At 37.2% G+C, this 25,811-nt stretch carries 30 protein-coding genes and 1 pseudogene; 16 read left to right on the top strand and 15 right to left on the bottom strand.

Features of this window, described 5'->3' with window-relative positions; all coding sequences use genetic code 11:
- Positions 1–90: 90 nt before the first annotated feature.
- Together FHY47_RS15355 and FHY47_RS15360 are read left to right on the top strand one after the other, a co-directional pair.
- Positions 91–1,071, top strand: a complete 981-nt coding sequence (locus FHY47_RS15355; RefSeq protein ID WP_139892663.1) for a metal-dependent hydrolase — start codon at positions 91–93, stop codon at positions 1,069–1,071.
- Between the two features lie 84 nt (positions 1,072–1,155).
- Positions 1,156–1,317, top strand: coding sequence for a small, acid-soluble spore protein K (locus FHY47_RS15360; RefSeq protein ID WP_306821562.1), 162 nt, complete (start codon positions 1,156–1,158; stop codon positions 1,315–1,317).
- Positions 1,318–1,359: 42 nt separating this feature from the next.
- Here the strand turns inward: FHY47_RS15360 and FHY47_RS15365 are convergent, their stop codons facing one another.
- Positions 1,360–1,677: a YfhH family protein gene (locus tag FHY47_RS15365; protein ID WP_066107926.1), complete on the bottom strand. Its 318-nt coding sequence runs from the start codon at positions 1,675–1,677 to the stop codon at positions 1,360–1,362.
- A 13-nt stretch (positions 1,678–1,690) separates the two neighbouring features.
- Entirely contained in the window at positions 1,691–2,524 is an 834-nt protein-coding gene (gene recX, locus FHY47_RS15370) for a recombination regulator RecX (RefSeq protein WP_139892665.1), read from the bottom strand.
- A gap of 131 nt (positions 2,525–2,655) precedes the next feature.
- On the opposite strand from recX, the gene FHY47_RS15375 reads away from it, so the two are divergent.
- Positions 2,656–2,784 carry a YfhE family protein gene (locus FHY47_RS15375; RefSeq protein ID WP_139892666.1) on the top strand — a complete coding sequence of 43 codons (129 nt, stop codon included), beginning with the start codon at positions 2,656–2,658 and terminating at the stop codon, positions 2,782–2,784.
- 86 nt (positions 2,785–2,870) lie between these two features.
- A complete protein-coding gene (locus tag FHY47_RS15380; RefSeq protein WP_139892667.1) occupies positions 2,871–3,053 on the top strand; it encodes a YfhD family protein in 183 nt (60 codons plus the stop codon).
- Between the two features lie 80 nt (positions 3,054–3,133).
- Here the strand turns inward: FHY47_RS15380 and FHY47_RS15385 are convergent, their stop codons facing one another.
- A complete protein-coding gene (locus FHY47_RS15385) occupies positions 3,134–3,640 on the bottom strand; it encodes a hypothetical protein (RefSeq protein ID WP_139892668.1) in 507 nt (168 codons plus the stop codon).
- 228 nt (positions 3,641–3,868) lie between these two features.
- Between FHY47_RS15385 and FHY47_RS15390 the strand changes: the two genes are divergently transcribed.
- Positions 3,869–5,422: an ABC-F family ATP-binding cassette domain-containing protein gene (locus tag FHY47_RS15390; RefSeq protein WP_139892669.1), complete on the top strand. Its 1,554-nt coding sequence runs from the start codon at positions 3,869–3,871 to the stop codon at positions 5,420–5,422.
- Positions 5,423–5,615: 193 nt separating this feature from the next.
- On the opposite strand, the gene FHY47_RS19340 is transcribed toward FHY47_RS15390, so the two are convergent.
- The 5 genes from FHY47_RS19340 to FHY47_RS15410 all read right to left on the bottom strand — a co-directional run bounded on the left by FHY47_RS19340 (position 5,616) and on the right by FHY47_RS15410 (position 9,212).
- Positions 5,616–5,741 carry a hypothetical protein gene (locus tag FHY47_RS19340; protein WP_258188260.1) on the bottom strand — a complete coding sequence of 42 codons (126 nt, stop codon included), beginning with the start codon at positions 5,739–5,741 and terminating at the stop codon, positions 5,616–5,618.
- Between the two features lie 17 nt (positions 5,742–5,758).
- Positions 5,759–6,238, bottom strand: coding sequence for a metallophosphoesterase family protein (locus tag FHY47_RS15395; RefSeq protein ID WP_262366030.1), 480 nt, complete (start codon positions 6,236–6,238; stop codon positions 5,759–5,761).
- Positions 6,239–6,436: 198 nt separating this feature from the next.
- Positions 6,437–7,576: a zinc-dependent alcohol dehydrogenase gene (locus FHY47_RS15400; RefSeq protein ID WP_066107947.1), complete on the bottom strand. Its 1,140-nt coding sequence runs from the start codon at positions 7,574–7,576 to the stop codon at positions 6,437–6,439.
- 106 nt (positions 7,577–7,682) lie between these two features.
- Complete coding sequence (locus tag FHY47_RS15405; RefSeq protein ID WP_066108539.1) at positions 7,683–8,081, bottom strand: ferritin-like domain-containing protein; 399 nt, start codon at positions 8,079–8,081, stop codon at positions 7,683–7,685.
- A 561-nt stretch (positions 8,082–8,642) separates the two neighbouring features.
- Complete coding sequence (locus FHY47_RS15410; RefSeq protein ID WP_225983649.1) at positions 8,643–9,212, bottom strand: general stress protein; 570 nt, start codon at positions 9,210–9,212, stop codon at positions 8,643–8,645.
- Between the two features lie 153 nt (positions 9,213–9,365).
- On the opposite strand from FHY47_RS15410, the gene FHY47_RS15415 reads away from it, so the two are divergent.
- Both FHY47_RS15415 and FHY47_RS15420 read left to right on the top strand, forming a co-directional pair.
- Entirely contained in the window at positions 9,366–9,683 is a 318-nt protein-coding gene (locus FHY47_RS15415; RefSeq protein ID WP_066107955.1) for a DUF948 domain-containing protein, read from the top strand.
- Positions 9,684–9,867: 184 nt separating this feature from the next.
- Entirely contained in the window at positions 9,868–10,230 is a 363-nt protein-coding gene (locus tag FHY47_RS15420) for a VOC family protein (RefSeq protein ID WP_148631062.1), read from the top strand.
- A 100-nt stretch (positions 10,231–10,330) separates the two neighbouring features.
- Here FHY47_RS15420 and FHY47_RS15425 read toward each other — a convergent pair whose 3' ends face one another.
- Positions 10,331–10,960 (bottom strand): HAD family hydrolase, encoded by a 630-nt coding sequence (locus FHY47_RS15425; RefSeq protein ID WP_187393499.1) that lies wholly within the window; start codon positions 10,958–10,960, stop codon positions 10,331–10,333.
- Positions 10,961–11,263: 303 nt separating this feature from the next.
- On the opposite strand from FHY47_RS15425, the gene FHY47_RS15430 reads away from it, so the two are divergent.
- From FHY47_RS15430 to qoxD, 5 genes are all read left to right on the top strand, one after another.
- The gene (locus FHY47_RS15430; RefSeq protein WP_066107964.1) at positions 11,264–11,407 is read left to right on the top strand and encodes a BA3454 family stress response protein; all 144 of its coding nucleotides are present in this window, start codon (positions 11,264–11,266) and stop codon (positions 11,405–11,407) included.
- 321 nt (positions 11,408–11,728) lie between these two features.
- Positions 11,729–12,622, top strand: a complete 894-nt coding sequence (gene qoxA, locus FHY47_RS15435) for a cytochrome aa3 quinol oxidase subunit II (protein ID WP_148631066.1) — start codon at positions 11,729–11,731, stop codon at positions 12,620–12,622.
- Positions 12,623–12,643: 21 nt separating this feature from the next.
- A complete protein-coding gene (qoxB, locus tag FHY47_RS15440) occupies positions 12,644–14,587 on the top strand; it encodes a cytochrome aa3 quinol oxidase subunit I (protein WP_140462192.1) in 1,944 nt (647 codons plus the stop codon).
- Positions 14,584–15,180 (top strand): cytochrome aa3 quinol oxidase subunit III, encoded by a 597-nt coding sequence (gene qoxC, locus FHY47_RS15445; RefSeq protein WP_139892674.1) that lies wholly within the window; start codon positions 14,584–14,586, stop codon positions 15,178–15,180. The genes qoxB and qoxC overlap by 4 nt, the downstream gene beginning before the upstream one ends.
- A 4-nt stretch (positions 15,181–15,184) precedes the next feature.
- Entirely contained in the window at positions 15,185–15,472 is a 288-nt protein-coding gene (gene qoxD, locus FHY47_RS15450; protein ID WP_066108542.1) for a cytochrome aa3 quinol oxidase subunit IV, read from the top strand.
- 562 nt (positions 15,473–16,034) lie between these two features.
- Here the strand turns inward: qoxD and FHY47_RS15455 are convergent.
- The 3 genes from FHY47_RS15455 to FHY47_RS15465 are packed head-to-tail and all read right to left on the bottom strand — an operon-like array spanning position 16,035 to position 17,132.
- Entirely contained in the window at positions 16,035–16,604 is a 570-nt protein-coding gene (locus tag FHY47_RS15455; protein WP_066107973.1) for a manganese catalase family protein, read from the bottom strand.
- Between the two features lie 19 nt (positions 16,605–16,623).
- The gene (locus FHY47_RS15460; RefSeq protein WP_066107978.1) at positions 16,624–16,887 is read right to left on the bottom strand and encodes a spore coat protein CotJB; all 264 of its coding nucleotides are present in this window, start codon (positions 16,885–16,887) and stop codon (positions 16,624–16,626) included.
- Positions 16,884–17,132 (bottom strand): spore coat associated protein CotJA, encoded by a 249-nt coding sequence (locus tag FHY47_RS15465; RefSeq protein ID WP_066107980.1) that lies wholly within the window; start codon positions 17,130–17,132, stop codon positions 16,884–16,886. Before FHY47_RS15465 ends, FHY47_RS15460 begins: the two co-directional genes overlap by 4 nt.
- A gap of 159 nt (positions 17,133–17,291) precedes the next feature.
- Between FHY47_RS15465 and FHY47_RS15470 the strand changes: the two are divergent.
- Together FHY47_RS15470 and FHY47_RS15475 are read left to right on the top strand one after the other, a co-directional pair.
- Positions 17,292–17,624 (top strand): annotated as a pseudogene (locus FHY47_RS15470) (hypothetical protein).
- A 202-nt stretch (positions 17,625–17,826) separates the two neighbouring features.
- Complete coding sequence (locus FHY47_RS15475) at positions 17,827–18,969, top strand: SpoIIE family protein phosphatase (RefSeq protein WP_148631069.1); 1,143 nt, start codon at positions 17,827–17,829, stop codon at positions 18,967–18,969.
- 830 nt (positions 18,970–19,799) lie between these two features.
- Here the strand turns inward: FHY47_RS15475 and FHY47_RS15485 are convergent.
- The 3 genes from FHY47_RS15485 to cls form a co-directional block, all read right to left on the bottom strand.
- Complete coding sequence (locus FHY47_RS15485; RefSeq protein ID WP_257469175.1) at positions 19,800–20,642, bottom strand: CheR family methyltransferase; 843 nt, start codon at positions 20,640–20,642, stop codon at positions 19,800–19,802.
- 21 nt (positions 20,643–20,663) lie between these two features.
- Positions 20,664–23,426 carry an ATP-binding protein gene (locus FHY47_RS15490; protein ID WP_148631071.1) on the bottom strand — a complete coding sequence of 921 codons (2,763 nt, stop codon included), beginning with the start codon at positions 23,424–23,426 and terminating at the stop codon, positions 20,664–20,666.
- A gap of 159 nt (positions 23,427–23,585) precedes the next feature.
- Entirely contained in the window at positions 23,586–25,040 is a 1,455-nt protein-coding gene (gene cls / locus FHY47_RS15495; RefSeq protein ID WP_066107992.1) for a cardiolipin synthase, read from the bottom strand.
- A gap of 281 nt (positions 25,041–25,321) precedes the next feature.
- On the opposite strand from cls, the gene FHY47_RS15500 reads away from it, so the two are divergent.
- Together FHY47_RS15500 and FHY47_RS19010 are read left to right on the top strand one after the other, a co-directional pair.
- Positions 25,322–25,555: a hypothetical protein gene (locus FHY47_RS15500; protein ID WP_066107998.1), complete on the top strand. Its 234-nt coding sequence runs from the start codon at positions 25,322–25,324 to the stop codon at positions 25,553–25,555.
- 63 nt (positions 25,556–25,618) lie between these two features.
- Positions 25,619–25,786 carry a hypothetical protein gene (locus FHY47_RS19010; RefSeq protein ID WP_175354307.1) on the top strand — a complete coding sequence of 56 codons (168 nt, stop codon included), beginning with the start codon at positions 25,619–25,621 and terminating at the stop codon, positions 25,784–25,786.
- Positions 25,787–25,811: the final 25 nt, after the last annotated feature.

The raw sequence follows: 25,811 nt of genomic DNA on the forward strand, positions 1-25,811 counted from the left end.
TTTAAAACAACATGACTGGTATGAAAAGTAATTAATATTGGATAAAAATAGTGGTTTCCTTTATAAGTCAGTAGAAAAGGAGGATGTATTATGGATACCGGTACTCATCTTGTAATGGGTATAGCACTTGGCGGGTTAGCCACCTTGGATCCTGAGGTCGCCTCCCACACAGGAACAGCAACGGCCGTTATGATCGGTACAATCCTTGGTTCCCAGGCACCTGATATAGATACAGTTCTAAAAATGAAAAATAATGCAGTATATATACGCAATCATCGCGGAAGGACACATTCCATACCATTTGTAATTCTCTGGCCTATATTAATTACGGCTCTTATTGCCCTTATTATTCCTGAAGCGAATACCTTACATTTATGGTTGTGGACCTTTTTCGCTGTATTTTTGCATGTATTTGTAGATATATTTAATGCCTATGGTACACAGGCTCTAAGCCCCCTGTCCTCAAGATGGGTCGCGCTCGGGATTATTAATACATTTGATCCCTTTATCTTTGGAATTCATATTGTAGGTCTTATTTTATGGACATTCGGCTTTAATCCAGGAACTATATTCTTAATAATGTATGTAATTATTATCGGTTATTATATCGCTCGGATTACAGAATCTAGAAGCTTAAAAGCTCGAATTCGTTTACAAATCCCTGACGCTCGGCGAATTACGCTTTCCCCAACCATGCGTTATCACCGCTGGAAGGTAGCTGTTACAACGCCTGATAAATATTATGTTGGGGTAGCTGAAAATCGTGAAATACAATTTTACGATACATTTGATCGTATTCCTTTACCGGAAAGTCCAATTCTGGATGCTGCTCTAAAGGATGTGAATCTCTCTGCCTTTGTATCTTTTTCTCCGGTATACCGATGGGAAATGGACTATCAGGAGGGAATGCACATTGTCCGATTCATTGATTTACGTTATCGGAGCAGAGGACGATATCCCTTTGTGGCTGTCGTTCATTTAGATGATGATTTAACTATTATCAACTCATTTACTGGATGGGTTTTTACAGAAGAAAAGCTTCAAAAGAAACTAAATATGATTACTGGATAATCAGGAAAGCTTTCTCATGAATGGGTGGGAGCCATTTTAGAATACTAATAAGGCATCCATCATCCCAGAATGAAAGGTGAGAGAATCTTGAGAAATAAAGCAAAAGGCTTTCCTTATGAGCATGATAATAAATTTAATGGGGAACCCCGAGCCAAACCAGAGTATGCTTCAAAACGAGCAGATGGCACTACAAATACTCGTCCACAGGAGCGAATGCATGCCTCTGGAGAACGGGATTCTAAATAAATTCAAAAAGAGCTTTCTACAGAAAGCTCTTTTTTTCTCGTTTTATTTTAATTTCATTAGCAAGGAAATAGGCAGCCCTTCTTCTTCATTTTGTTGAAGACGATACCCCCAGGCAAACACACCTTTTAAATACTCCACCTTAAAATATTCTCCAGGCGCTCCATCTATACCATACATTTCACCGACTATAATATCAGCCGGGTCTAATGTATAAGCCTTTGCCATAACGGCTCTCCTTTTATGTACGGCAAACTCATTAACCATCCCAAGCTGCTCAGCCTTTCTTGCTTTTTCATTTAAATCTGCGATTGTTTGTCTAAGCTCATGCTCTGACATCTCACTGAATTTTTTCTCCTGCATTTCTTTACCCCTCTCAGTACAATTCAAAATCTCCGTTATCAATTCGCTCTTTGCCCAGTTCTACAAAACGAGAAATTAAGTCCATATCAAAACCTTTTCTAAATAGAGCTGTTTTCATTTTTTGACTATACGAATAGTCATCCAGTTGAGCATACTTTCTGTGAAATTTAGTCGCTGTTTTTACAAGACTTTCCCATTCAGCATTCTTATCATCAACCGCTAACTCTTCAGTCACCAATTTGGCCAGGCTCATTGAAAAACCCTTCCGTACAAGAAATTGGATTGTTTTCTGTTTTGCTTCTTTCATGGAACCCTTACTTTTTTTTAATGTCTTACTGGCCCATTCTTCAGCATTTTCTCTTTGCAAATCATTCGTATACTGACTTAATGCAGTCTGCTGATCCTTTTCTGAGATTCCCTTATTGAGCAGCTCTGTCCGGATGACATCAGGTCCTTTTTTACTGACATTCATTTGGGTTCGTACAAATGCATTCGCATATTCCTCATCGTCAACATATCTATACTCACGCAGTTTATGAATTACTTCATCAATAACCGCCTGTTCCCATTCCTTTTCACTCAAATAGGAAATAACCTCATGCTCTGAACGAATACGATAAGATAGATAATTGACAGCAGACTGAAATGCTTTTTGGATATGGTCACGGTACTGAATTTCCATAATGGATAATTCATCGACTTCCATCCCCTTCGATAGCCGCATGCGGACAAGTAAGTCATCATCCACACTAAATGCGTATCTTTCAGGCTGTCCTTCTTCTGTTATGTATATATTAAAACGATTTTTATTCTTTTTTTGTTGTTCAATTTTTGAGATAAGTGGCATCGTTAGCTCGCCTCCTCTTTTAATGTAGCATATATCCTTATCTTAGTCCTTTCTTTGATTTTAGAAAATGAATTAAAACATTTAATTATGGAAATTATAGGAATGACACTACTTTGAAAAGGAGAATGTTCATGGATAAGAAAAAGCGAGATCAAATGAAAAATCGCCTGACCTCTACTCAAGAAGTTCGTTACAAAAGGGAATTTAAAGCAGCAGATCGAGCGGCTGGGTTTACAGGATCTAAAGGAATTCGTCCATAAACTAACCTTTTATTTACCAGAATAATGGCTTGGATTTTGTTGCAATCTAATCAGGAAGATATTCTTCATTTGGGAGGTAATCAAAAATGGGCAGATATAACCATAACTTACTTCACGGCAGAAACAGGATGGCAAGTGGAAACACGCCGCCTTCCATAAAATCTGACGGATTAGATGTAGAATTTTCTGAGGCATTAGCTGATCATGATGATCTCGTTGCACAAGCCAGATCAAAAGCAGCTGATGCACGCGCTAAATCCAGGAAATAAACTGATTCGCTTGGGAATTTTCACTCCCAAGCGAATCAAAAAAACAACCGATTAAACAATCGACTGGGTGCCTGCGTTTATTAACCATTTACTTCAGCAGCTAAATTAGGCGCGATAAGATCCTCTGCTTTAAAAATATCGTTAACTTTTTCACTTCCAGCATTAAAGTGCTCATTTGCTTTATCCATATTGGGTTCAGCTGTACCGGACAATTGAATTCCTTTTTCTCTATATGAATCAGAAATAGTCTTTATAGCCTTTTCAAAATCCTTGCTATATTTTTCTAAACTATCAGGAACTTTCACATCTTCCAAAGCATCCACAACAGAATTTGCTGAAGCAGCAGCTTTTTGTTTATCTTCCTCTGTTAAGACAGAAGGATTCTCTGCTCCCTCATAGGTATTTAAATCACGATCACTTCCATTAATCACATTCACTATGGAAAGATAGAAATCTAATAAGTCACTTTTTACATCCGCTGATTCTTTAGTGCCCACTTCCTCTTTTGTCTCTTCTTTTGATGAACAACCCATGACGATAACAAGCATCAAGGCCATAATACTGCATAACCACAATCCCTTTTTCATACTCTCTTACCCTCTTTTCGCTATTTTCGAATTATTCTAATTGTTGCATTAAACATCATACAACTTATGTGAGCATTCGTAAATACTGCCCCTTCTAAGTATGAACCCATTAATTTTACAATTACTGTTAATCAATTGATTATCTATGCTTTTATCGTGAAATATTGTACTATTAAATGCGTATAGACCCATTAATTACAAACAATTAAGAGGCAGGAGTATAGATAAATGATATTATCCGTTAAAGATTTAAGCCATGGCTTTGGTGACCGAGCCATTTTTAACAAAGTTTCCTTCCGCTTATTAAAAGGCGAACATATTGGCCTTGTCGGAGCAAATGGGGAAGGAAAGTCTACATTTATGAATATTGTAACCGGACAGCTGGAGCCTGATGAGGGGAAAGTTGAATGGTCTAAGAAAGTTCGTACTGGTTACCTTGACCAGCATGCTGTTCTTGAAAAAGGTATGACCATACGCGATGTACTGAAAACAGCATTTCAGTATCTTTTTGATATGGAAAATGAAATGAACGAAATTTTTGCTAAGATGGGGGAAGCTTCTCCTGAGGAATTAGAAGTCTTACTTGAGGAATCAGGTGTACTGCAGGACGTCCTCACTAACAACGACTTTTATGTCATTGATGCAAAGGTTGAGGAAATAGCAAGAGGATTGGGCCTCGATGAAATTGGGCTTGAGCGCGATGTTCAGGACTTAAGCGGTGGCCAGCGTACAAAAGTCCTTCTCGCAAAATTATTACTTGAAAAACCCGATATATTACTTTTAGATGAGCCGACCAACTATCTTGACGAGCAGCATATCGAGTGGCTCAAACGTTATCTTCAAAATTATGAAAATGCCTTTATTTTAATTTCACATGATATTCCATTCTTAAACAGTGTTATCAATCTTGTTTATCATATGGAGAACCAGGAATTGACCCGTTATGTTGGAAATTATGATGATTTTATGAAAGTGTATGAGGTGAAAAAGCAACAGCTTGAAGCCGCCTATAAAAGACAGCAACAAGAGATTGCCGGCCTCAAGGATTTCGTTGCACGTAATAAAGCTCGTGTATCTACTCGAAACATGGCCATGTCCCGTCAGAAAAAGCTTGAAAAAATGGATATCATTGAACTGGCGAAAGAAAAACCGAAACCAGAATTCCATTTCCGCGAAGCACGTACATCCGGTAAACTTATATTCGAAACAAAGGATCTTGTCATTGGGTATAATGAGCCTCTATCCAGACCATTAAATTTACGTATGGAGCGTGGACAAAAAATTGCTTTCGTCGGTGCCAATGGGATTGGAAAAACTACCTTGCTCAGAAGTATTCTCGGTGAAATTAAACCAATCTCTGGCCAGGTTGAGCTTGGCGAACATTTGTATATGGGATATTTTGAACAAGAAGTAAAACAAACATCCAATAATACCTGTATCGAAGAAATTTGGCAGGAGTTCCCTTCCTATAATCAGGCAGAAATTCGTGCTGCTCTGGCGAAGTGCGGCCTTACTACCAAGCATATTGAAAGTAAAGTTGAAGTACTTAGCGGTGGAGAAAAAGCGAAGGTTCGTTTATGTAAACTAATCAATCGTGAAAACAATTTACTTGTTCTCGATGAACCAACCAACCACCTTGATGTGGATGCTAAAGAAGAATTAAAACGCGCATTAAAGGCCTTTAAGGGAAGTATTCTACTGATCAGCCATGAACCTGACTTCTATCAGGACATAGCTACAGATGTTTGGAACTGTGAATCTTGGACAACTAAAGTATTTTAATGTAACGACGCTATACCTTAAACACCCGTTAGCTTTGGATATTTACATCCTGGTTAACGGGTTTTTTATTTACTTTATACTCTTTACCCCCTGCCTTAGCCTTGGCATAGGCAAGGAATTAGTCGGAAATAATTCCAGTAACCTAGGATATAGAAATGGAGTTGTTTAATAATCTCAGATTAGCAATTAAGAGTTATTGTTTTAATTGATTGCCATGAAAAATTTTAAGAATAAAATCACGATCCGGGACCTGAAGCCGTTCATATGAAGCTAAATATTTTGTATTATCATAGGTAGCATCTTCGTTAGAGATAACCACCTTGTCTCCCGCTATATCTAGGCAGTAGGCTTTGAATTGCAACCTAAAGAGCCTGGATTTAGAAAGACAGTACGTTCACTTCTGAAGAAATGAAGTGGATGATGATGACCAAAACAGATTAACTTTTCTTCCCATCCTTTAAATAAAGTCCTTATATTCCTAAGACTTGGTTCAACAATTCTGCTAAAAGGGTCTTGGCTTATATGGTCATTTAGCTTCGTTGGCTCAATCTGATAATGAATAAACAAAATTGAATTCCCTTCGACAGTTAAATTGATTGCCCTAGGCAACCCTTCCAACTTCCGGATGAATTGCTTATCCATCCTCTCTGCTATCCATTGATGATGCTCTTTTACATGGGAGTGGCTTTGTGGATGTTCCTCTCCTTTTAGAAGTGCTAAAACCGCTTCATCATGGTTTCCCGTAATCATGGATACATCATTTCTTGTAAATAGAATATCCAAAACGTCATTGGTATTCGGTCCGATTCCAATCATATCTCCCAGACAATAGATATGTTCAATATCCCTCCTTCAATCAAGCTTAGATAGTACCGCTTTTAAGGCAGGCTCATTCCCGTGAATATCAGCAATCACTCCAATTTTCATGTCAGTCTCCCTTTTTATGTAAAATTATACCTTAAAATAAAACAAAGCATTCTATTACTGCTGGAGGAATGCTTTGTTTTATCTTAGTTATGGTTTTAATATAACCTTCGTACAATTATCTTCATGTTCATTAAATAACGAATACCCTTTCGCTGCGTCCAGAAGTGGTAACTTATGAGTTACAATTTCAGTAGGGTCGAGCTTTCCTTCTTCAATCATTTTATATAATCGAGGCATATAATGAACAACAGGAGCTTGTCCCATCTTCATCGTAATATTGCGTGAAAAAAATTTCTCTAGCGGGAACATATTATAAACAGATCCGTAAACACCGGTAAGCTGCAAAGTACCAAATTTCCTTATCGCCTTCGTGGCAATTTGAATAGCACTTAACGTTCCTCCCTGCAATTTTAGTTTTTGCTCAATTTTTTCAATAGCTGATTTCTTACCATCCATTCCAACACAATCGATGACCACATCAGCTCCACCCTGTGTAATTTCTTTTATATAGCTCCCTGTATCATCATAATTATTAAGATTAATCGTCTCTACTTTATTCATTTTCTCAGCTTGTTTTAATCGATAATCCAAGTGATCAACAGCTATAACCCTTTTAGCACCAGCCATATAAGCAAATTTTTGTGTCATTAAACCAATTGGGCCACAGCCAAGTACGACCACAGTATCATCCGGTTTTACCCCCGCATGCTCCACACTCCAAAGAGCTGTAGGCAAAACATCAGACATAAATAATAATGACTCATCCTCTAATTCACAGGATTCCGGTATGACAAACGGCATATAGTTCGCAAATGGAACCTTTAAATATTCTGCTTGTCCGCCGGGATGATTCCCATATCGCTCTGTATATCCAAAATATCCGCCTGTATCCTGATGTGGATTGGATTCGGTATGATCACATTGACTTTCCATCTCATGCTGACAGTAATAGCATTGCCCGCAGGATACGTTGAAAGGGATAACTACCCGGTCGCCTTTTTTGACTTTTGTCACCTCAGGACCGACTTCTTCTACGATTCCCATTGGTTCATGTCCAATTATATATCCTTCTCTAATCGGCATATTCCCTTGATAGATATGAAGATCAGAACCACATATGGCCGTAGAAGTAATTCTGACGATTATATCATCATTCTTTTCAAGCTTCGGATCTTCAACCTCTTTAACCTCAATTTTTTTGGCCCCTTGGTATGTGACTGCTTTCATATTTCATCCTCCCATTCAGTTTAGTACAGTTACCTTATTCCCGAATAGGAGGACTCTTATGCAGGACATTTTTAAATTATGTGTTCTAATTCCAATTTAGCCCTTTTCATTTATTCTTCATATAATAATAAAGAAACCATACTGCATGCTGTTGTTCATCCTTAGCTGCACGATTAAACAACTTCTTTGCCGCTAAATTAATGGTTCCGTCTGCAACTGAAAGATAAAAATCCACGGTACGCTGCTCATCTTTTAAAGCCGCTTCAAGCCCCCGTAAATAATCATCCTCACAAGGTTCTGTCTGTTTTGGCTTTGGATCTCTCCCTGTTATGCCTGTATATAGTAGTACCAGTTGTTTAAAATGTTTAATCTCATCCTCTCTGATTTCCAATATTCGCTGCCGTTCATCTTCTGTTGGTGCTAGTCGGGCTAATTTTTCATAACACTGTATAGCACTGTACTCTCCATTAATAGCCCTTTGGGTTTGTTTCACTAAATCATTCATCGATTGTTGTCTCAATTATGTAACCTCCCCATTTTTCCTTATGACCTATCCTATGCGTGTTTCCTTTGAACAATTTCTACCTAAGTAAGATAACCTACAGGTTTTTTATCATTTTTATTTGGGTATATGAGAAATAGCGGTTAAACAAGTATCGTGGTTATCTTCGGACGTCGTTCTGTAAAAAACATATTTGACAAACGAAATTATAAAGTATATACTTAGAAGATATAATTTTAAAGTAGTGACTTACACATAGATATGTAAATAAATATGGCATTCTGCAATTTATGTTTTTCGGAACACTTATTCACACTGGAACGGCTTCGGAGCCGTAAGGATATAAGAGAGGTAGGGCTTATATCGTCTAAGTAAAAACGTCCAAGTGGAATAGATAACCGCGGCAATTTACATCACACACATAAACGAATACTAATAAATGAGAAGTTGTTACTTACATTTCAAAATTATTTTAAAACGAATCAGGCAGATGCTTGGTTCGTTTTTCAATGCATAAAAAGAAAGAAGCCATCAAGGAATCGATGACTTCCACTTATAGATATATTATTTATAACTATCTTTTCCTCTTAAATTGGGATCTCCACCCGTGGCTGGATTTATTGTTACTTTCACTTCGCGCTGTGCTCCCACTAATGGATCATCAGATCTTTCATACGTATCGCGAGCTGCATATTTCTTTTGTGATTCGGAGTCGACTAATATAAGAATCTTCCCCTTTTCTACATCAGTAGCATATTTATCAGCTGTATCTTTAGGAATACCCAATCCAACCAGCGCACCGGTCAATCCACCAGCTCCAGCGCCTGCTGCAATTCCTCCCAATGTTGTAGCAATCGGCCCTGCTGCAACAATTGGCCCAATACCAGGGATTATCAGTGCACCGACACCTGCCAATAATCCTGTTAATCCTCCTAAGATTCCACCTGTAGTTGCCCCAGCTGCAAGACCACTGTCAACATTTGTATTAGTCTTAGATGTGATTTTATCTGCCTTTTCTTTGTCCTTCACTACTACGGAAATATCTTCTTTTTGATACCCTTGCTTCTGTAATCTTTCCACTTCCCGTACAGCATCCTGACCATTATCATAAACACCAATTACTTTTTTATCCATTCCCATCATCCCCTCTCTAAAAGTTAATATATGGGTTCAATACCCGCTTAAGCACTTATTAATCCTTTTTCTTTCTAAGTCATTAGTTACTAAACGCTCAATAATGGGTAAGATATAGTTATGATAAGGGAATATTTCAAAGGAGGACTGTGCATGATCATCGTTTGGATTAGTTTAGCTATTATCGTTGGATCAATTGTATATCTCGGTATATATGCTTTTCGAACGTTCAAAGAATCAACACCTACAATTAATGAGATACAAGCAACTGTTACGCGAATACAACAACAAACGGATAGCATTAAACATGAAACAGATCGTTTAACAGGAAAGCAACAAGCAATCATGAGTGATGTTGAATATAAAAAAAGCGCCATTAATTATCCAATCAATCAGGCAAAGGGAATTCTCCCTTCTGCAAAAAGATTATGGAAAAGTACACCTGTGGCAAAACTAATCTCAAATAAATAAAAAAGCTCATATTAGATTGACCATGAAACGCATTTGAATTCCATCCGAATTTCAATGCGTTTTTTAATTATTTTTAGCATGAAGTAAAGCTTATCAGAAACGATAATGACTCCGAATTTCCAAGCTCGTAATTGAAGATACAAAATGAAAGGTGAAATGTTTATTGCAAAAGGGGGACGATTTTATGATTTTGGGATTACACCATGCTCAGATAACCATTCCAAAAGGATATGAAGAAGAAGGAAAACATTTTTATTGTGGGATTCTCGGTCTGGTTGAAAAAGAAAAGCCTAATTCACTAAAGGGACGCGGCGGGTTTTGGGTATCCGTTGGAGATCAGGATGTACATGTAGGTACGGAAGATGGAATTGACCGATTAAAAACAAAGGCTCATTTAGCCTATCAAGTCGAGGATTTATCATATTGGGAACAGGTGTTACATGAACAAAACATTCAACTAATAAAGGGTATACCCATACCAGGCTTTGAACGATTTGAATTTAGAGATCCGTTTGGGAACAGGATAGAACTGATTCAAGAATTATGATGAGTTTTAATATACGAAAAGCTTAAAGTCAAGTCACTTAAGCTTTTCGTATCAAATGAATACGGCGAATTGGTTTTTAATAAACTGGCCTTATAAATGTTTAGTTGAATATCTCTAATAAATCTTTCAAGGAATAAATATGATAATCCGCTCTATCCAGTTCACCATCCTCAGCATATCCAAAGTGACAAGCTATAGCTGGTATATGATGGGCTTTTGCCGCCTCAATGTCAGACGAACGATCTCCTATCATAAAAGCATCCGATTTATTTAAATGTTGAAAGTGCGCTAACAAAATATCCTTTTTCTTACGGCCGCCGACCCTTTCAATACACAAAGGCTCATAAAATAAATCTTTAATTTGCTGTGAATTTAGTATTTCATTTAAATATGCAGTTGAACAATTACTTGCTGTTGATAAAATATGCCCTCTTCTTTTTAGTTCAGTTAACACTTCTCTGGCATAGGGAAGCAGTACATTTTCAGTTTTTAAGCTTTCCAGTAATTCTTTCTCTGAACGCTCAGAAATCATTCTTACTTCCTGTTCGGTGGCATCAGGTGTTAAAAGCTCCCAAAACTCTTTATGAGGTAAACCAAACGCAGATTGAATCTTTTTAGGATTAGGGACCTTTAGGTGTGGATAATTCTTGATTTCCGCTTGAATAATAGGTATACTTAATCTCGTTGTCTCAACTAATGTACCATCGAGATCAAATAACAATACAGACAAAAAAATCCCTCCAATTTTTTTATTTTTATTTTTATTTATAAACAAAAAACATATGGAATTATTGCCAATTTTATTATATAATTCCTTTAACCTCTCAATTTATTCCAATTGCCAATTGCTAAGTTTATATTTTTCAAAAAACGGGAATAGTACATTCATCCTCTCAACAACATACCGTCCATTAGAAAAACATCACTTCACTTTTACTCTAAAACCTTGGAAAACCAATTTTAGATGAACAAAAATGATGCATTTAATGCGTCTATTAACTATTGATTAAACGAACAAAAGGAGTAGATTTATATGGTAAATGTTACAGTATTAATAGATTTCATGGGGAAAAACTATCAAACAAATGTCCTTGCACCAAGAGACACTGATGAATCAGAAATCAGACAGTTAGCCTATGAACAAGTCCGTAAGCAATGGACACCGGAAACTAAATAATTGACTCAATTATCCGAGCTACCGATTCCCGATTGGTAGCTTATTTTTTTGTTCTTTTTATATTTACCCATTTATTCTTTATCGGAATCAGCATTCACTTAAACACTCCAAGGCCAAAACCTACCTTTTAACCCTCTCTTTCCCATCACTATATCAAAAAAATATAATATTCTATATAACTTCTATTTCATATCAAAAATTCATATAAAAACTTATTAAAAACGAGGGTTATCAGTTGAATTTTCATTATTTTAAATTTTATCATAATAGTATAATACTTTATTTATATAATATAAATAATTTTCAAGAAAGGAGACTATCATGAAGAAGAAATGGACTTTATTCAGTATGTCTTTTGCTGCTTTATTCGCACTGGCAGGTTGTAACCCTTTAATGGTACTGAATCCAAAAGGGCCACAAGCAAAAATTCAATCCGATACGATTATTTTTTCAATGATCGTGATGGCTGTTATTTTAGTGGTTGTTTATGCTCTTTTTATCTATATGATTGTGAAATATCGAGCATCCAAACAGCCAGTAGACTATGTACCACCATATGAAAAAGGAAATAAGTGGCTTGAAATTATATGGACTGCCATTCCTATCGTTATAGTAGTCGTACTTTCAGTTGTTACGGTCATCACCACTTTTCAGGTGGAAAGTACACCAGCTGGATATGAAGACGAAGAGCCTTTAGTGATTTATGCATCTTCTTCCAACTGGAAATGGCATTTCAGCTATCCCGAAGAAGGAATCGAAACAGTCAATTATGTCAACATTCCAACAGATCGGGAGATTGAATTCCGTTTATATTCTTTTGGACCAATCACTAGCTTTTGGGTTCCCCAGCTGGCAGGTCAAAAATACGCAATGAGCGATATGGTAACTACATTACGAATCGTTGCAGACGAACCAGGTTCCTATTTTGGAAGAAACGCCAACTTTAGTGGAGAAGGCTTTGCACAAATGGAGTTCGAAACATTAGCCATGTCTCCAGAAGAATTTGATAGCTGGGTAAATGAGGTCCAAAAAACTGCCGAACCTTTAACTGAGAAGGAATTTAACAAACTGCTTGATATGGAAGTAATGGGCAGAGCCACTTACTCTTCCACACACCTTGATTTCAGTCCGGCTCCTGTATGGCCATTCCATGAAAGCAATGATGATGCTACAGATGGAACAGATACAGAAACGAACGAACATAATCATGAATAAATCAGGAAAGGGGATTAGACCATGAAATGGGATGAATTCTTTGTTACAGGCGATCCGCTTATCTATGGTGCTATGGTTAGCATTGTTGTTGCCATGTTGGCAATCATTATCTATCTGACCTATACCAAAAGATATGGATGGCTGTGGCGTGAATGGTTAACTACAGTAGACCACAAACGTATTGGGATCATGTATATCCTTGCTGCGTTCCTTATGTTATTTCGCGGTGGCGTTGACGCATTAATGCTGCGTTTGCAGCTTGCAACTCCAAATATGACATTCCTGGAGTCACAGCATTACAATGAAGTTTTCTCTACTCACGGAGTTATTATGATTCTTTTTATGGCTATGCCATTTGTATTGGGAGTCATGAATATCGTTGTTCCTTTACAAATTGGAGCTCGTGACGTTGCCTTTCCGGCACTCAACGCTATCAGCTTTTGGTTATTCTTTGTCGGAGCTATGCTTTACAATCTATCGTTTGTTATTGGCGGATCTCCAGATGCAGGTTGGAGTGCCTACTTCCCTTTGGCAAGTAATGAATTCAGTCCGACTGTCGGACACAATTATTATGCAATTGCTCTTCAATTATCCGGTCTTGGTACATTGATGACGGGCATTAATTTTATCGTAACCATTATCAAAATGAGAGCTCCGGGTATGTCTATTTGGAAAATGCCAATGTTCACTTGGTCTGCATTAATCACATGTATCATTATTTTGTTTGCGTTCCCGACATTTACTGTGTCACTTGCACAAATGATGTTTGACCGACTTTTTGGAACACAATTTTTCTCAACCACCAATGGCGGTATGGATATGCTTTGGGCAAACAACTTTTGGATTTGGGGACATCCTGAAGTATACATTGTTATATTGCCAGCTTTCGGTATTTTCAGCGATGTCATTTCTACTTTCGCACGTAAAAATCTATACGGCTATAAATCAATGGTCTACAGTATGATTGCCATCTCATTGCTATCATTCCTTGTATGGACCCATCACTTCTATACAATGGGCCACAATGCAACGGTTAATAGCATATTTGCGATTGCTACGATGGCTATTTCTGTACCAACCGGTATTAAGATTTTCAACTGGCTGTTTACTCTACGAAAAGGGAAAATTGTATTCCCTACAGCCATGCTATTCTCGCTGGCCTTTATACCGATTTTTACAATCGGTGGTGTAACGGGCGTTATGCTCGCAATGTCAAGTGCGGATTACCAGTACCATAATACAATGTTCCTAGTCGCCCATTTCCATTATGTATTAATTCCGGGTACTGTCTTTGGAATGGTTGCAGGTACTTATTATTGGTTCCCGAAAGTTTTCGGTTTCCGCTTAAATGAAAAAATCGGAAAAATTAGTTTTTGGCTGATTGCGATATTCTTTAATGTAACATTCCTGCCTCTATTCTATTTAGGTCTGGATGGTATGGCGCGCCGGATGTATACCTATTCTGAAGCGACAGGCTATGGCCCACTGAATCTCACTGCAAGTATTGGAGCCGTAGGGTTAGCAATCGGCTTTGGATTAATTATCTATAATATCATCTATAGTGCATTCAAAAGTCCTCGTGACAAACATGCGGATCCATGGGATGCACGTACATTGGAATGGTCAATTCCAAGTCCGGCACCATTCTATAATTTTGCGGTTATGCCAAACGTTAAGGACGTCGACCCTTTATGGTATTCCAAAATTAATAATGAACCGCTTTACGAAGATGAAATAAAGCCTATTCACATGCCAAGCAATACAGGAAAACCAGCCATTATGGGTATATTCTTCTTTCTCTCTGGTTTTTGCCTAGTATTCAGTTGGTGGATTCCAGCTATTATATTTGGGATTGGTGTATTTATCACAATGGCTGCTAAATCCTTTGAACGAGATCCTGGCTATTATGTTTCTGTAGAGGAAATAGAAGGAACTGAAAAAGTACTGCGAGGTGAAAAACTATGAAGATAGACTCTTCCCTTCCACTGGAATACAGTACAGAACAAAATCAATTAAGAATCTTTGGTTTCTGGTTATTCCTTGGAGCTGAGATTGCATTGTTTTCTATGTTATTCGCAACCTATTATACCCTCTTTAATGGTACGGGCGATGGTCCTACAGCAAAAGAAATTTTTGAAATTAAAGGCGTCATTATTGAAACGATTGTCCTTTTAACAAGTAGCTTTACTTGCGGGCTAGCTATTCATAGTATGAGACTTAATTTGAAAAAACCGATGATTACATTTTTTATTATTACCATGCTGCTTGGTCTTGTCTTCCTAGGTGTAGAGATTTTTGAATTTATGACCTATATCGAAGAAGGCGCAACCATGCAAACAAGCGGATTTTTATCAAGCTTATTCATGCTGCTCGGTACGCATGGAGCCCACGTAACATTCGGGTTATTCTGGGGATTATGTATACTCATTCAAGTCATACGAGAAGGATTTACGGCAGAAACAGCCAATAAATCTTTTATCTATTCCCTATACTGGCATTTCCTTGACGTAATCTGGATTCTCATCTTTAGCTTCGTTTATTTGAAGGAGTTGATATAGGATGATAAAACAACTATTTCCACTTAAACATGTTTTGGGTTATGTCATATCATTAATTCTAACCATCATTGCGTTATCCGTAGCCTTTTATGATATATCCTTTACGGCCGGAATGGTGATCTTATCCATAACCGCCATTATTCAAACAGCTGTACAACTCTTTTTATTCATGCATGTTAATGAATCTAAAGAAAAAAGAACAATCTATCTAAACATTATCTATGCTCTATTCGTCGCACACGCAGTCATCTTCGGAACCATCCTAACCATGATCTGGGGCCACGCCCACTAAAAAGCTGAAGGGCCTTGGTCAGGAGTGAGGAGCATAAGACAGAGACTCGTAGGGGACGTTCCTCCCCCGCAGAGGCTATGCTTATGTCCCGAACTCCTAGGCCCTGAAGCTAGATTGATTAAAAGGCTGAGACGACTGGTCAGGCCCGACAAGCATAAGGAAAGGCACGCAGGGAGGCGCCCTAACCTCCCGCAGTGGCTTTCCTTATGACTCGAGGGACTAGGAGTTAAAGCTGGATTAACTAAAAGGCTGAAGGGCTCGATTAAAGAACGAAGACTAAAATCGCCACGTCATGTGGCAACGTCTTCATGACCAACATCCTGTTGGCCCGTGAGGAGCATAAGACAGGGGCATGTAGGGAGGCGCTTTTTCCTCCCGAAGTGGTCATGCTTATGTCCTGAGCTTCTAGCCGTTGAAGCTGGATTGACTAAAAGGCTGAGGCGACTGTATTACTAAAGACGCCACGTCGTGTGGCAACGTCTTTGTGACCAACATCCTGTTGGCCTCAAGAAAAACCTGTGTTGTACAGCCAACACAGGTTTTTTTATTATTGATAAATCGTTTAAAATATCTTCTTCTTTTCCCTATCATCTGTAATAATTTGTACGGCCTCACGGAATCGCTGAGAGTGGACGATTTCTCTTTCTCTTAAAAATCGTAAGCCATCATTTAAATCTGGATCATCTGACATATTGATAATCCATTGGTAGGTAGCCCTTGCTTTTTCCTCAGCGGCAATATCTTCATATAAATCTGCGATAGGATCTCCCTTTGTCTGAATGTATGCAGTTGTAAAGGGTACACCTGCTGCATTATGGTAAAAAAGAGCAGAATCATGATCAACATAGTGGTCTGCCAAACCAGCGTCTCTCATCTGCTCTGGAGTAGCATCTTTTGTGAGTTTATATATCATTGTGGCAATCATTTCCAAATGCGCAAATTCTTCTGTGCCTATGTCATTTAGCAAGCCTACCACTTTATCAGGAATGGTATATCGTTGATTCAGGTATCTAAGAGCGGCTGCTAACTCTCCATCTGCCCCTCCATACTGTTCAATTAAATATTTGGCTAAAGTCGGGTTACAGGTACTGACTCTAACAGGGTATTGCAATTTCTTTTCATAAAACCACATTCTTTAATCACCTCATCTTTTATATTTGCCAAGGCCACGGAGTAGTTCCCCAACTCCAATTGGCATCTGTATAACTATTACCAAATTGTTGAAGTGGGCCGAATTTCTTTTCGAACTGCTGTTTAAGCTGCCTGCTCTGATGAGAGAATTCGTTAAATTGCTGCATGGCTTCTAAATCATTGGGATGAGTATCTAAATAAAGGGTTAGCTCCACTAAAGCAAAGTCGATTGCCTGAATTTCCTCTAATAGCTGATAATATTCATCAGGTAATTGGGGCTTCACTGAGAATCCCTCCTTTTATGTTCATAGGGGTTTTCATAAAAGTCATAAAATACAGGCCAGAGTGTGCCCTTGAATAATGCCTCCTTTGGTGAAAATTGAGGCAAATTAGGCGGTTGAAATCCGAGAAATAGATTAGGAGGAGTAGAATAATACTTCTTACCAATTGGTCTGCACGGATCAAATCGACTGTGAAAAGGTGTATAAGATTTCATGTGCGATTTTTCAGGCCGATTTTGCTCAGTCATAGCTACACCATCCTTTTTAAAATTCATTTTCCTTTCAGGCTATGAGCATACAAACTGATTTAGTACATTTAATTGTTTAACAGAGTTTTCAGTATCCAAAAAAATCAACAATCTAATTCTTTCAAATAATATTTCAGAATATCAGGTAGTGGGTAAAAAATGGAGGTTTCCAAAAAGAGCAGAACTACAGAATTTTTTCTTGGTTTACTTGATGGTATTTTGGGGATTTTCGCAGCTGGTATAGCATTATTTGTTGGGGTTTAGATTCTGTACAACCATCAATCTTGGATGGTTAACTGTTCTATTCTTGCGATCATTGGATTAGTTGTTGTCAAAAGCAACCCTAAATTAGGAAGCTCCTTTATGCTTATTGCGGCTATTGGTGGATTTATTTGCACTTCGGCTTTCTATATACCTCCGGGAATCCTTTTACTGATAGCAGGATTAATGGGTTTATTGAAAAAAAACAAAAAATTAACACCGGTGACATAATTATTTTTGAATAGAATCCTATCCATTGGCGATAAGTCCTTTTTTCTATTCATTCTTTAATTGCAGACTTTAATTTATCATTTTTAATAGTGTAATAACCTAACCATTTACTCCCTAGTTTCAACTATTTGTATTTTAAGTTAAAGTGACATACCATAATTAATATAAGATTTAGTATTTTAGAAGATGGGTGAAAGAAAGTATGTCAATACTTGTGGTAGATGATAATAAAGTGAATTTATTTGTAATTGAGACCATCTTAAAGCAGGCAGGATACAGGTCTATTAAGCTGGCTAAATCAGCAAATGAAATGATTCATATTTTAGAAGAAGATTTAAGTAAAAATCACGGCAGAAGCTCCTTTAATTTAATTCTTTTGGATATTATGATGCCAGAAATTGATGGAATCGAAGCCTGCAGGCGAATCACTGCAACGGAGGAATATAAAGATATACCTGTTATTTTTGTGACCGCATTAGGTGATACCCATAAACTCGCGGAAGCACTGGATGCCGGTGGATCAGATTATCTAATGAAGCCTATTAATAAGGTAGAGCTATTGGCTCGGATACGTGCTGCTCTCCGTTTAAAAGAGGAGAAAGATTGGCATAAAAATCAGGATGAAAAAATAAGCTATGAGCTTGATCTCGCTACAAAGGTGCAGAGAAGCTTGTTAAGTGAGCCCATATTAAATAATCAAATCAAAATAACGAGGTCCTATAAGCCATCCTCTAATCTCGCAGGTGATATGTATTATTGGCAGCAGATTGATCAGGATCGCTATGCCATATTTATGTTTGATATGATGGGGCATGGCATACCTGCATCATTAGTATGTATGTATATCTCCTCTATCCTTCGTGAAGCGGTACGGAATGTGGTTGATCCTGAAAAAGTCATTCTCGAATTGAATCGCTGTATGACTTTACTGGAGGAAAAAACAAAGTTAACATCCTACTACTTAACAGGTATTTATTTATTGATAGATACGAAATCAAAGACGATTGAATATGTCAATGCCGGCCATCCACCGGGCTACCTTTATATCGATGGGAAAGACTTAATTGAAATGGGACAGCGAAATACAGCAATTGGATTTTTCGAGGAAATGCATATAAATAAAATAACTATTCCTTATACTGATAGTTTTCAGGCTTTAATATATACTGACGGTGTGGCGGAGGCTATTGATAATGATGAAACTAAAGCCTTGGCACATTTGCGAGAAATAGGAAAGTATCAATGGTCAGAAAAAGAAGCAGTGGCTCCTTTAAATGTTATCCTTCCTGAGGAGAAACAGGCAAATCAGCATGATGATATGTGTGTCATCCTTGTAAGGGGATAAAAATCAACTTCTCTAAAAAGATAAAGAACAGATTCTAATGGAGTCTGTTCTTTATCTTTTTGTTTGATATAAGCATTCTCATCTGACAAAAGATCAAAATGTCCTCTTTTTGGATTGATGACAAGACCATATACAGGAATTGTTATTGCTTAATTGATGATTACGGACAACATCAACCTTTTTACACACTTGTTTTTAAATCACCAAGCTTTGAAGCCAACTATTAATGTCAATCGATAAATATATCAAGTGCTTCATCCGAAAATACCCCGTAAGAGAGAGGTAAAGAGTAGTAAATAAGCAGATATAGTATTTAGGGGAGATTAATATGTTAATGGTAAATAAAAATATAAAGGGCAAAGATTATAAGCAATAAATAGATTTACTCTCATTGATAATTTGGTAACCGACATTGAAGAACATATAATCGAAAAAAGAATACAAAAAGAATGAGAAATCACAAGACTTTCTGAAGATACAGCATACGTTTTTTATTTTAAAATGAATAATGCTACAAGACAATTTTTGAAAGAACGTTGTAATTCCCTTTTTGATTGGATTGGTCCTGAGCTACCAGAAGACTTTATGTTTTACCATAATGATAAATGTATATTAGCTGTATGCTCCCACGAAGAATACTTTACGGTGGAAAAAACCGTTTGGAAAAGTTTCTTATCGAACTAAAGGCAATAGCAGAAGATCACGGCTGTCAAAATAAAAGGATTTTTATATGCTGCTATATAGATAAAAAGGGGACCTTAAACCCGACTGACACTAAAAAACCTGTGTCAGAACAGTTTGAAGATCTCCTTTTCCTTTTATAAATCCTATTATGAATATAATTTTTTCCTATAAAGCCGCTGATTAATATCTAGTTCCATATACGTATCAGCCAACTCCATGATCTTTAGGGATTCTTTGTTACCAAGCCCCAAAAAGCCGCCAGGACTTAAACTTTCATCAAATAGTTGGAATACTTTCGCCTGCAATTCCAATGTGAAGTATATGATGACATTTCTGCAAATAATCACATGGAATTCATTAAATGATCCATCCGTCACTAAATTATGCTGGGCAAAAACTATATTTCTTGATAGGGATGGACGAAAATATGCATATTGCATATCGGTCTTATAATATTTAGAAAAAGCATCCAATCCGCCAGCCTGCAAATAATTCTTCGTATAAGATTGCATTCTTTTTAAGGGAAATGCCCCTTGGCGAGCTTTTTCAATAACTTTTTCATTCATATCCGTCGCATAAATCTTTGTTTTATCAGCCAATCCCTCTTCTTCCAACAGGATTGCCATCGAATATACTTCCTCACCGGTCGAACATCCCGCATGCCATATCCGTATTTCTGGGAGGTCCTTCAATCTAGGAACAATCTTCTTGCGAAAAGCATAAAAGAAATCTGGATCTCTAAACATGTCTGTAACATTAATCGAAAAGTCACTCAGAAGATTATTTACATACCCTTCTTCATGAATCACTCGTACTAGAAGCTCGGAAACAGTTGTCAGGTGATCCTTATTCAGTCGATTTTTTATGCGGCGAGCAATTGATGAACGCATATAACCACGGAAATCGTACCCTGTCATCCGGTAGATTGCCTCTAGCAATAAATCAATTTCTAAATTCTCGCGTTCTTCTATAGATGATGGATAACCCAACACTATGCAGCTCCCTTCTTCCTATTTCGTTAACCAAACAGACATCACTGAATATAGCTGTTCTAAATTGATTGGTTTGCTGATATAGTCTGTTGCACCAGCTTCCAAACATTTTTCTCGATCTCCCTTCATTGCTTTAGCTGTTAATGCAATGATAGGAATCGATGTAAATTCAGGATTTGCACGTATATGTCTCATCGTATCATAACCGTCGAGTTCAGGCATCATAATGTCCATAAGAATCATATCTAAATCATCTTGCTCCTTAATGATTTCAAGACATTCGATTCCATTTTGGGCAACAATGATTTGAACACCTTTACTTTCCAGGGCTTTTTGTAGAGCAAATATATTACGATGGTCATCATCCGTGATTAATACCTTTTTCCCATTAAAGACATCCAAAATTAATAATTCTTCTTCCTCAGGATCTATTACTTCTTTTTGAACAGCAATTTGCTCCATTACATCATTTGCAATTGGCAAATGAATAATGTCATCGTTCACTTTACTGTTCTTATTAGTCATTCCATCCGGCAGATTCGGCAAGTACACAGTAAATGTACTTCCCTTGCCCTCTTCACTTTCTAGAGTTACATATCCGCCAAGTAACTTTGTAAATTCTCGGCAAATCGATAATCCTAATCCAGTTCCGCCATACTTACGGGCTGTTGCTCCATCTGCTTGCTGGAAGGCCTCAAAAATAATTTGTTGTTTATCATCTGCAATACCAGGACCTGTATCGGTTACAACAATTTTCATCCAGAAGTCGGTTTCCGTAATACCATCAAGAAGTTCTTTCTCTCGAGTATTTCTCACTTTTTCCATCTTCATAGTAACCGAACCTTTTTCCGTAAACTTCACAGCGTTGGATAATAAATTCTTTAGTATTTGTTGCATTCTTTGTTCATCCGTATAAAAAATGGAAGGCAGGTCATCTTCTTTTCCAATAACCAGTTCCAGACCTTTTTGTTCTGCCTGAGGAGAAAAGACTCGTTCTAAGCTCTCAATAACCTCACAAACATTGGTTTCATTAAAGAAGACTTCCAGCTTACCAGCCTCAATTTTAGATAAATCCAAAATATCATTAATGAGTGCCATTAAATCATTACCTGATGTATGGATCACTTTTGCAAATTCTCTTTCATCCTCTGTATATTCACCAGGCTCTTTATCGACCAGCATTTCAGATAATATTAAAATACTATTCAGAGGCGTTCTCAATTCATGAGACATATTCGCAAGAAACTCAGATTTGTATTTTGAACTTTGAAGGAGCTGTTCATTTTTAACCTCAAGCTCCTCTTTAGAAATCTCAAGTTCCCTCGATTTCTGCTCTGCTTCCTGATTGCGTTCTTCTAATTGTTCATTAATCATACGTAATTCTTCTGATTGCATCTGAAGTTCTTCAGATTGTGTTTGTAATTCTTCTGCCTGAACCTGTAATTCTTCTGTCATCGCCTGTGATTCATTTAGTAATTGTTCCACTTCCATCCGGCTCAGTACACTCTTAATAGCCATACCAAGATTATCAAGCATATGATTAATCGTTTTTAATTCTAAATCAGTAAAGCCTTTAATACTTGCAAATTCCAAAACAGCAATAACTTTATTCTCGTATAATACTGGAGCAATGACAATAGATTTCGGTTTAATTTCTCCAAGCCCTGTTGTAATAAGTTTATAATCTCCCGGAACATCATCAAGTAATACAACTTCTTTATTAGCAACCGCCTGGCCGATTACGCCTTCTCCAAAACTAAATCCATCACGTCCTCCGTCACCATAAGAGGCAGCCTTATAAAAATGGTCATCCTCAGTTTCACTTTTTAAATAAAAAGCACCCAGTTCTGCTCCCATGATTGGAGTAATTTTATTAATGAATTCATCTGCAAGCTGTCCAACTTTAAAGATACCCTGATACATCTCCGCAACTTCGGCAACTTGTGTTTGCACCCAGCTTTGATTCTCAATTTCCCGAGTATATTCTTTTTCGTTTCTACTAAATGTCTCCAATGAAGCTGACATCCTATTAAAAGCAGATGCAATTCGGCCAATTTCATCCTCTACTTTTACTTCAATCCTCGGCATAGTCGTGGTATCACTTAGGTCGACATTAGTGATCACCTTTGTAATTCTATTTAATTCCCGTGAAGAGGTCATGATTACCCAATAAGCCAAAAATAACGTTAGAACAATTGTAACAATTAGAGAACTGATAATAATCGTCTGCATTTGTTCATATTTACCGTCGGCACGCACCAGTGCGTCATCCATAAGGTTTTCTTGAAAATCAACGAAATTTGCAATGACAGCAAGTACATTATCACTTGCTTTATCTTTTTCTGCCCTTACGACATCATAGTTTGATACCCCTTTTTGCATATCAGTGATTAATTGTGTTTCTAGCTTTGTATAGTTCTCATATGATGCACGGAACTCTGCCAACAAGGCCTCGCCTTTTTCCGTATTAGCAATGCTTTCTAATTTTCTAAAACGGTCTTCGATATATATATGATTTTGATCTATTGTTTCAGAGGCTGCGCTCAATTCTTCTTTACTTGGAGTACGCGAATCCTGTCCCAATAAATTAAGAGTACGCTCCGATTCCGCAAAATTTCTTTGAATATCATTAATATAACTAACCTTTTGGTAGCGATCATCCACTATTTCAAGTAAATCTTCTCTAGAGCTGCTCAATCTACCGTCAATTATGACCATCAATATAATTATAATCACTAGTATTGAGCCAAAACCCACTAAATTTTTTTGCTTAAATGTCATGTGTGTACCCCTCCCCCTGTTCCAAACTCTCTACTATCTATTAATAAGGAGTATGATTAGAATGTTTTAAAAAACATACCAATATTATACTGCATTACCATAACAAAAAGACACTAACTCGCCCTAGTGTCTTTAAAAACAGTACATATTTACTTCTATTCATAAAACTGGAGACAATAATCTGGATAAAGACTCTTTAAACCGAATTAAAAGGGAACGATTATTATAAATTTCTGATGTAAGTTCATGGCTCTGTTTTAAATCATCTGCAAATGTATCCCTTAGGCGAACAGCTGTGTCTGCATGATATATAATTGCATTCACTTCAAAATTCAATCGAAAACTGCGTACATCTATATTGGCTGTTCCAACAGTTGCCAATCGATCATCTATCACCATAGTTTTCGCATGCAAGAACCCATTCTCATATAAAAACACCTTTGCACCAGCCTTTAATAATTCTCCAACGTATGAATAAGTGGCCCAATAAACAAATAAATGATCTGGTTTATTTGGTATCATTACTCTGACGTCCACCCCTGACATGGATGCAATCCTGATGGCGTCCAACAAACTGTCATCCGGTATAAAATAAGGCGTCTGCAGATATATATACTCTTTTGCATCCAAAATCATACGTATATAGCTTTTTTTAATTTGTTCCCTCTCAGAATCAGGCCCAGAGGTAACAATTTGAAGCCCAACCCCTTTTTCGTTGTGTTGCTTGCTATATTTAAAGTAATCTTCCGTCCATTCCATTTTATCTCCTGAAGCCTGAGCCCAATCGAGCATAAAACGAGACTGTAAATCATTCACAGCGTCTCCGATGATCCGTAAATGGGTATCTCTCCAATAACCAAACTTCGGATCAAGTCCTAAATACTCTTCACCTACATTGAATCCACCAAGATATCCTACTTTCCTGTCAATGATGACAAGCTTCCGATGGTTTCGGAAGTTGATTCTGAGATTAATAAGCGGTAATTTCCCAGGAAAGAACGCTTCTGCATTTCCGCCAGCTTCTCTTAATTTCTTTATTCGCTTTTTAGAGATTCTCCTGGAACCGGCGTCGTCATAAATCAGCCGTATCTCTACACCTTCTTTAGCCTTTTCAATCAACGCATCTAGAAGCCTGTTTCCATATGTATCGTTTTGGATAATGTAATATAAAACATGAATATGTTTTTTGGCACTAGCAATATCCTGAAATAAGGCATTGAATTTTTCCTTGCCATCTGTGAAAATTTCAACTTCATTATCATTGGTATATACAGCATGGTCTGTTTTCATATTCATTAAAATTAAATCCTTATACCTCTGTGTAATAGAAGTATTAAATGGTTCTTCCATATTTTTCATGTGCTCTTTTTGTTCAGCGATACGCTGCTCTAAGTAATCATAGCCCCGTTTATCCCATGTGAATATTTTCCTTTTACTTAAATTCTGCCCTAGAACAATATACAGAATAAAGCCTCCAATTGGAAAAAAGCTCAAAACCATTAACCACGCCCATGAAGCGCTGACATTACGCCTTTCTAAAAAGGTTATAGTAATAGCAAATATCAAATTGATTGCTATTAAAAATTGCCATACATAGCTATCAGTTATTCCCATTCATCTACAACTCCAACCGAAACATTATCTAACCTAATATAAATATTATAACGATAAAGTATTAAAAAACCTACTGAACTATATCAATTATCAAAAGGCAACCTAATTTTGAAGGTTGCCTTTCGCTTCTGAATATTTATCCAATAATATGCCAATAATCTGAGGTTATTATTCAGTTAATGGCATTAAATAACAACCTTGACTACTCCATAAAATTGTATGAATAAAAGAAGTTTAGGGAACTTATAGAATGAATACACAAAAAGAAGGGAATGTTCCTATTGCCCAGAAACAGTGATCAAATCCACGTTAACCCAGAACCAAATCCAGATGGCAGACAGGAATCCATCATAAATGATTCTAAAGCTACTAAAATGGGAGTTGTCACCGGCAGCCTGCAGCCCGGATTTAACCAAAGTCAAAACCCTTACCATGTGAGCAATAAAGATGAAACACCAGAATCAATGGAAGAATTCGAAAAATTAACCAAGGGTAGAAAGTTGGATGAGTTCTAATCTTGATGTTATGGCTTATTGGGGATATTATAAAGGAAATCCATTTAAGGAGTTCATTATAATATGTCTAAAAAAGTAAGTCTTCAAGAAGCGATTAAACAAAAACTTGCTTCTAAGCAACAATCAAATCAAGCCGGCAGCCATGTAAACGGACCTGTCAAAAAAACAAAAGAATTGCAAAGCCAACTGACAAAGAAACCAAACAACCAACGTAAACGTACAGGTGTATAACGACTCAGGGACTGCTATTGCAGTC

The organism is Bacillus sp. E214 (assembly GCF_008087365.1).
Taxonomy (GTDB): Bacteria; Bacillota; Bacilli; order Bacillales; family Pradoshiaceae; genus Pradoshia.

Bases quoted from the DNA above. Each gene is read 5' to 3' on its own strand.
- FHY47_RS15365 (WP_066107926.1), bottom strand. From the start codon at position 1,677: ATGCAGGAGAAAAAATTCAGTGAGATGTCAGAGCATGAGCTTAGACAA.
- FHY47_RS15410 (WP_225983649.1), bottom strand. From the start codon at position 9,212: ATGGATAAAAAAGTAATTGGTGTTTATGATAATGGTCAGGATGCTGTA.
- FHY47_RS15490 (WP_148631071.1), bottom strand. From the start codon at position 23,426: ATGACATTTAAGCAAAAAAATTTAGTGGGTTTTGGCTCAATACTAGTG.
- FHY47_RS15375 (WP_139892666.1), top strand. From the start codon at position 2,656: ATGGATAAGAAAAAGCGAGATCAAATGAAAAATCGCCTGACCTCTACT.
- FHY47_RS15380 (WP_139892667.1), top strand. From the start codon at position 2,871: ATGGGCAGATATAACCATAACTTACTTCACGGCAGAAACAGGATGGCA.
- FHY47_RS15385 (WP_139892668.1), bottom strand. From the start codon at position 3,640: ATGAAAAAGGGATTGTGGTTATGCAGTATTATGGCCTTGATGCTTGTT.
- FHY47_RS15430 (WP_066107964.1), top strand. From the start codon at position 11,264: ATGGTAAATGTTACAGTATTAATAGATTTCATGGGGAAAAACTATCAA.
- FHY47_RS15355 (WP_139892663.1), top strand. From the start codon at position 91: ATGGATACCGGTACTCATCTTGTAATGGGTATAGCACTTGGCGGGTTA.
- FHY47_RS15465 (WP_066107980.1), bottom strand. From the start codon at position 17,132: ATGACTGAGCAAAATCGGCCTGAAAAATCGCACATGAAATCTTATACA.
- cls (WP_066107992.1), bottom strand. From the start codon at position 25,040: ATGGGAATAACTGATAGCTATGTATGGCAATTTTTAATAGCAATCAAT.
- FHY47_RS15420 (WP_148631062.1), top strand. From the start codon at position 9,868: ATGATTTTGGGATTACACCATGCTCAGATAACCATTCCAAAAGGATAT.
- FHY47_RS19010 (WP_175354307.1), top strand. From the start codon at position 25,619: ATGTCTAAAAAAGTAAGTCTTCAAGAAGCGATTAAACAAAAACTTGCT.
- FHY47_RS15475 (WP_148631069.1), top strand. From the start codon at position 17,827: ATGTCAATACTTGTGGTAGATGATAATAAAGTGAATTTATTTGTAATT.
- FHY47_RS15455 (WP_066107973.1), bottom strand. From the start codon at position 16,604: ATGTGGTTTTATGAAAAGAAATTGCAATACCCTGTTAGAGTCAGTACC.
- qoxC (WP_139892674.1), top strand. From the start codon at position 14,584: ATGAAGATAGACTCTTCCCTTCCACTGGAATACAGTACAGAACAAAAT.
- recX (WP_139892665.1), bottom strand. From the start codon at position 2,524: ATGCCACTTATCTCAAAAATTGAACAACAAAAAAAGAATAAAAATCGT.
- FHY47_RS15415 (WP_066107955.1), top strand. From the start codon at position 9,366: ATGATCATCGTTTGGATTAGTTTAGCTATTATCGTTGGATCAATTGTA.
- FHY47_RS15400 (WP_066107947.1), bottom strand. From the start codon at position 7,576: ATGAAAGCAGTCACATACCAAGGGGCCAAAAAAATTGAGGTTAAAGAG.
- qoxA (WP_148631066.1), top strand. From the start codon at position 11,729: ATGAAGAAGAAATGGACTTTATTCAGTATGTCTTTTGCTGCTTTATTC.
- qoxB (WP_140462192.1), top strand. From the start codon at position 12,644: ATGAAATGGGATGAATTCTTTGTTACAGGCGATCCGCTTATCTATGGT.
- FHY47_RS15405 (WP_066108539.1), bottom strand. From the start codon at position 8,081: ATGAATGATTTAGTGAAACAAACCCAAAGGGCTATTAATGGAGAGTAC.
- FHY47_RS15395 (WP_262366030.1), bottom strand. From the start codon at position 6,238: ATGATTGGAATCGGACCGAATACCAATGACGTTTTGGATATTCTATTT.
- FHY47_RS15390 (WP_139892669.1), top strand. From the start codon at position 3,869: ATGATATTATCCGTTAAAGATTTAAGCCATGGCTTTGGTGACCGAGCC.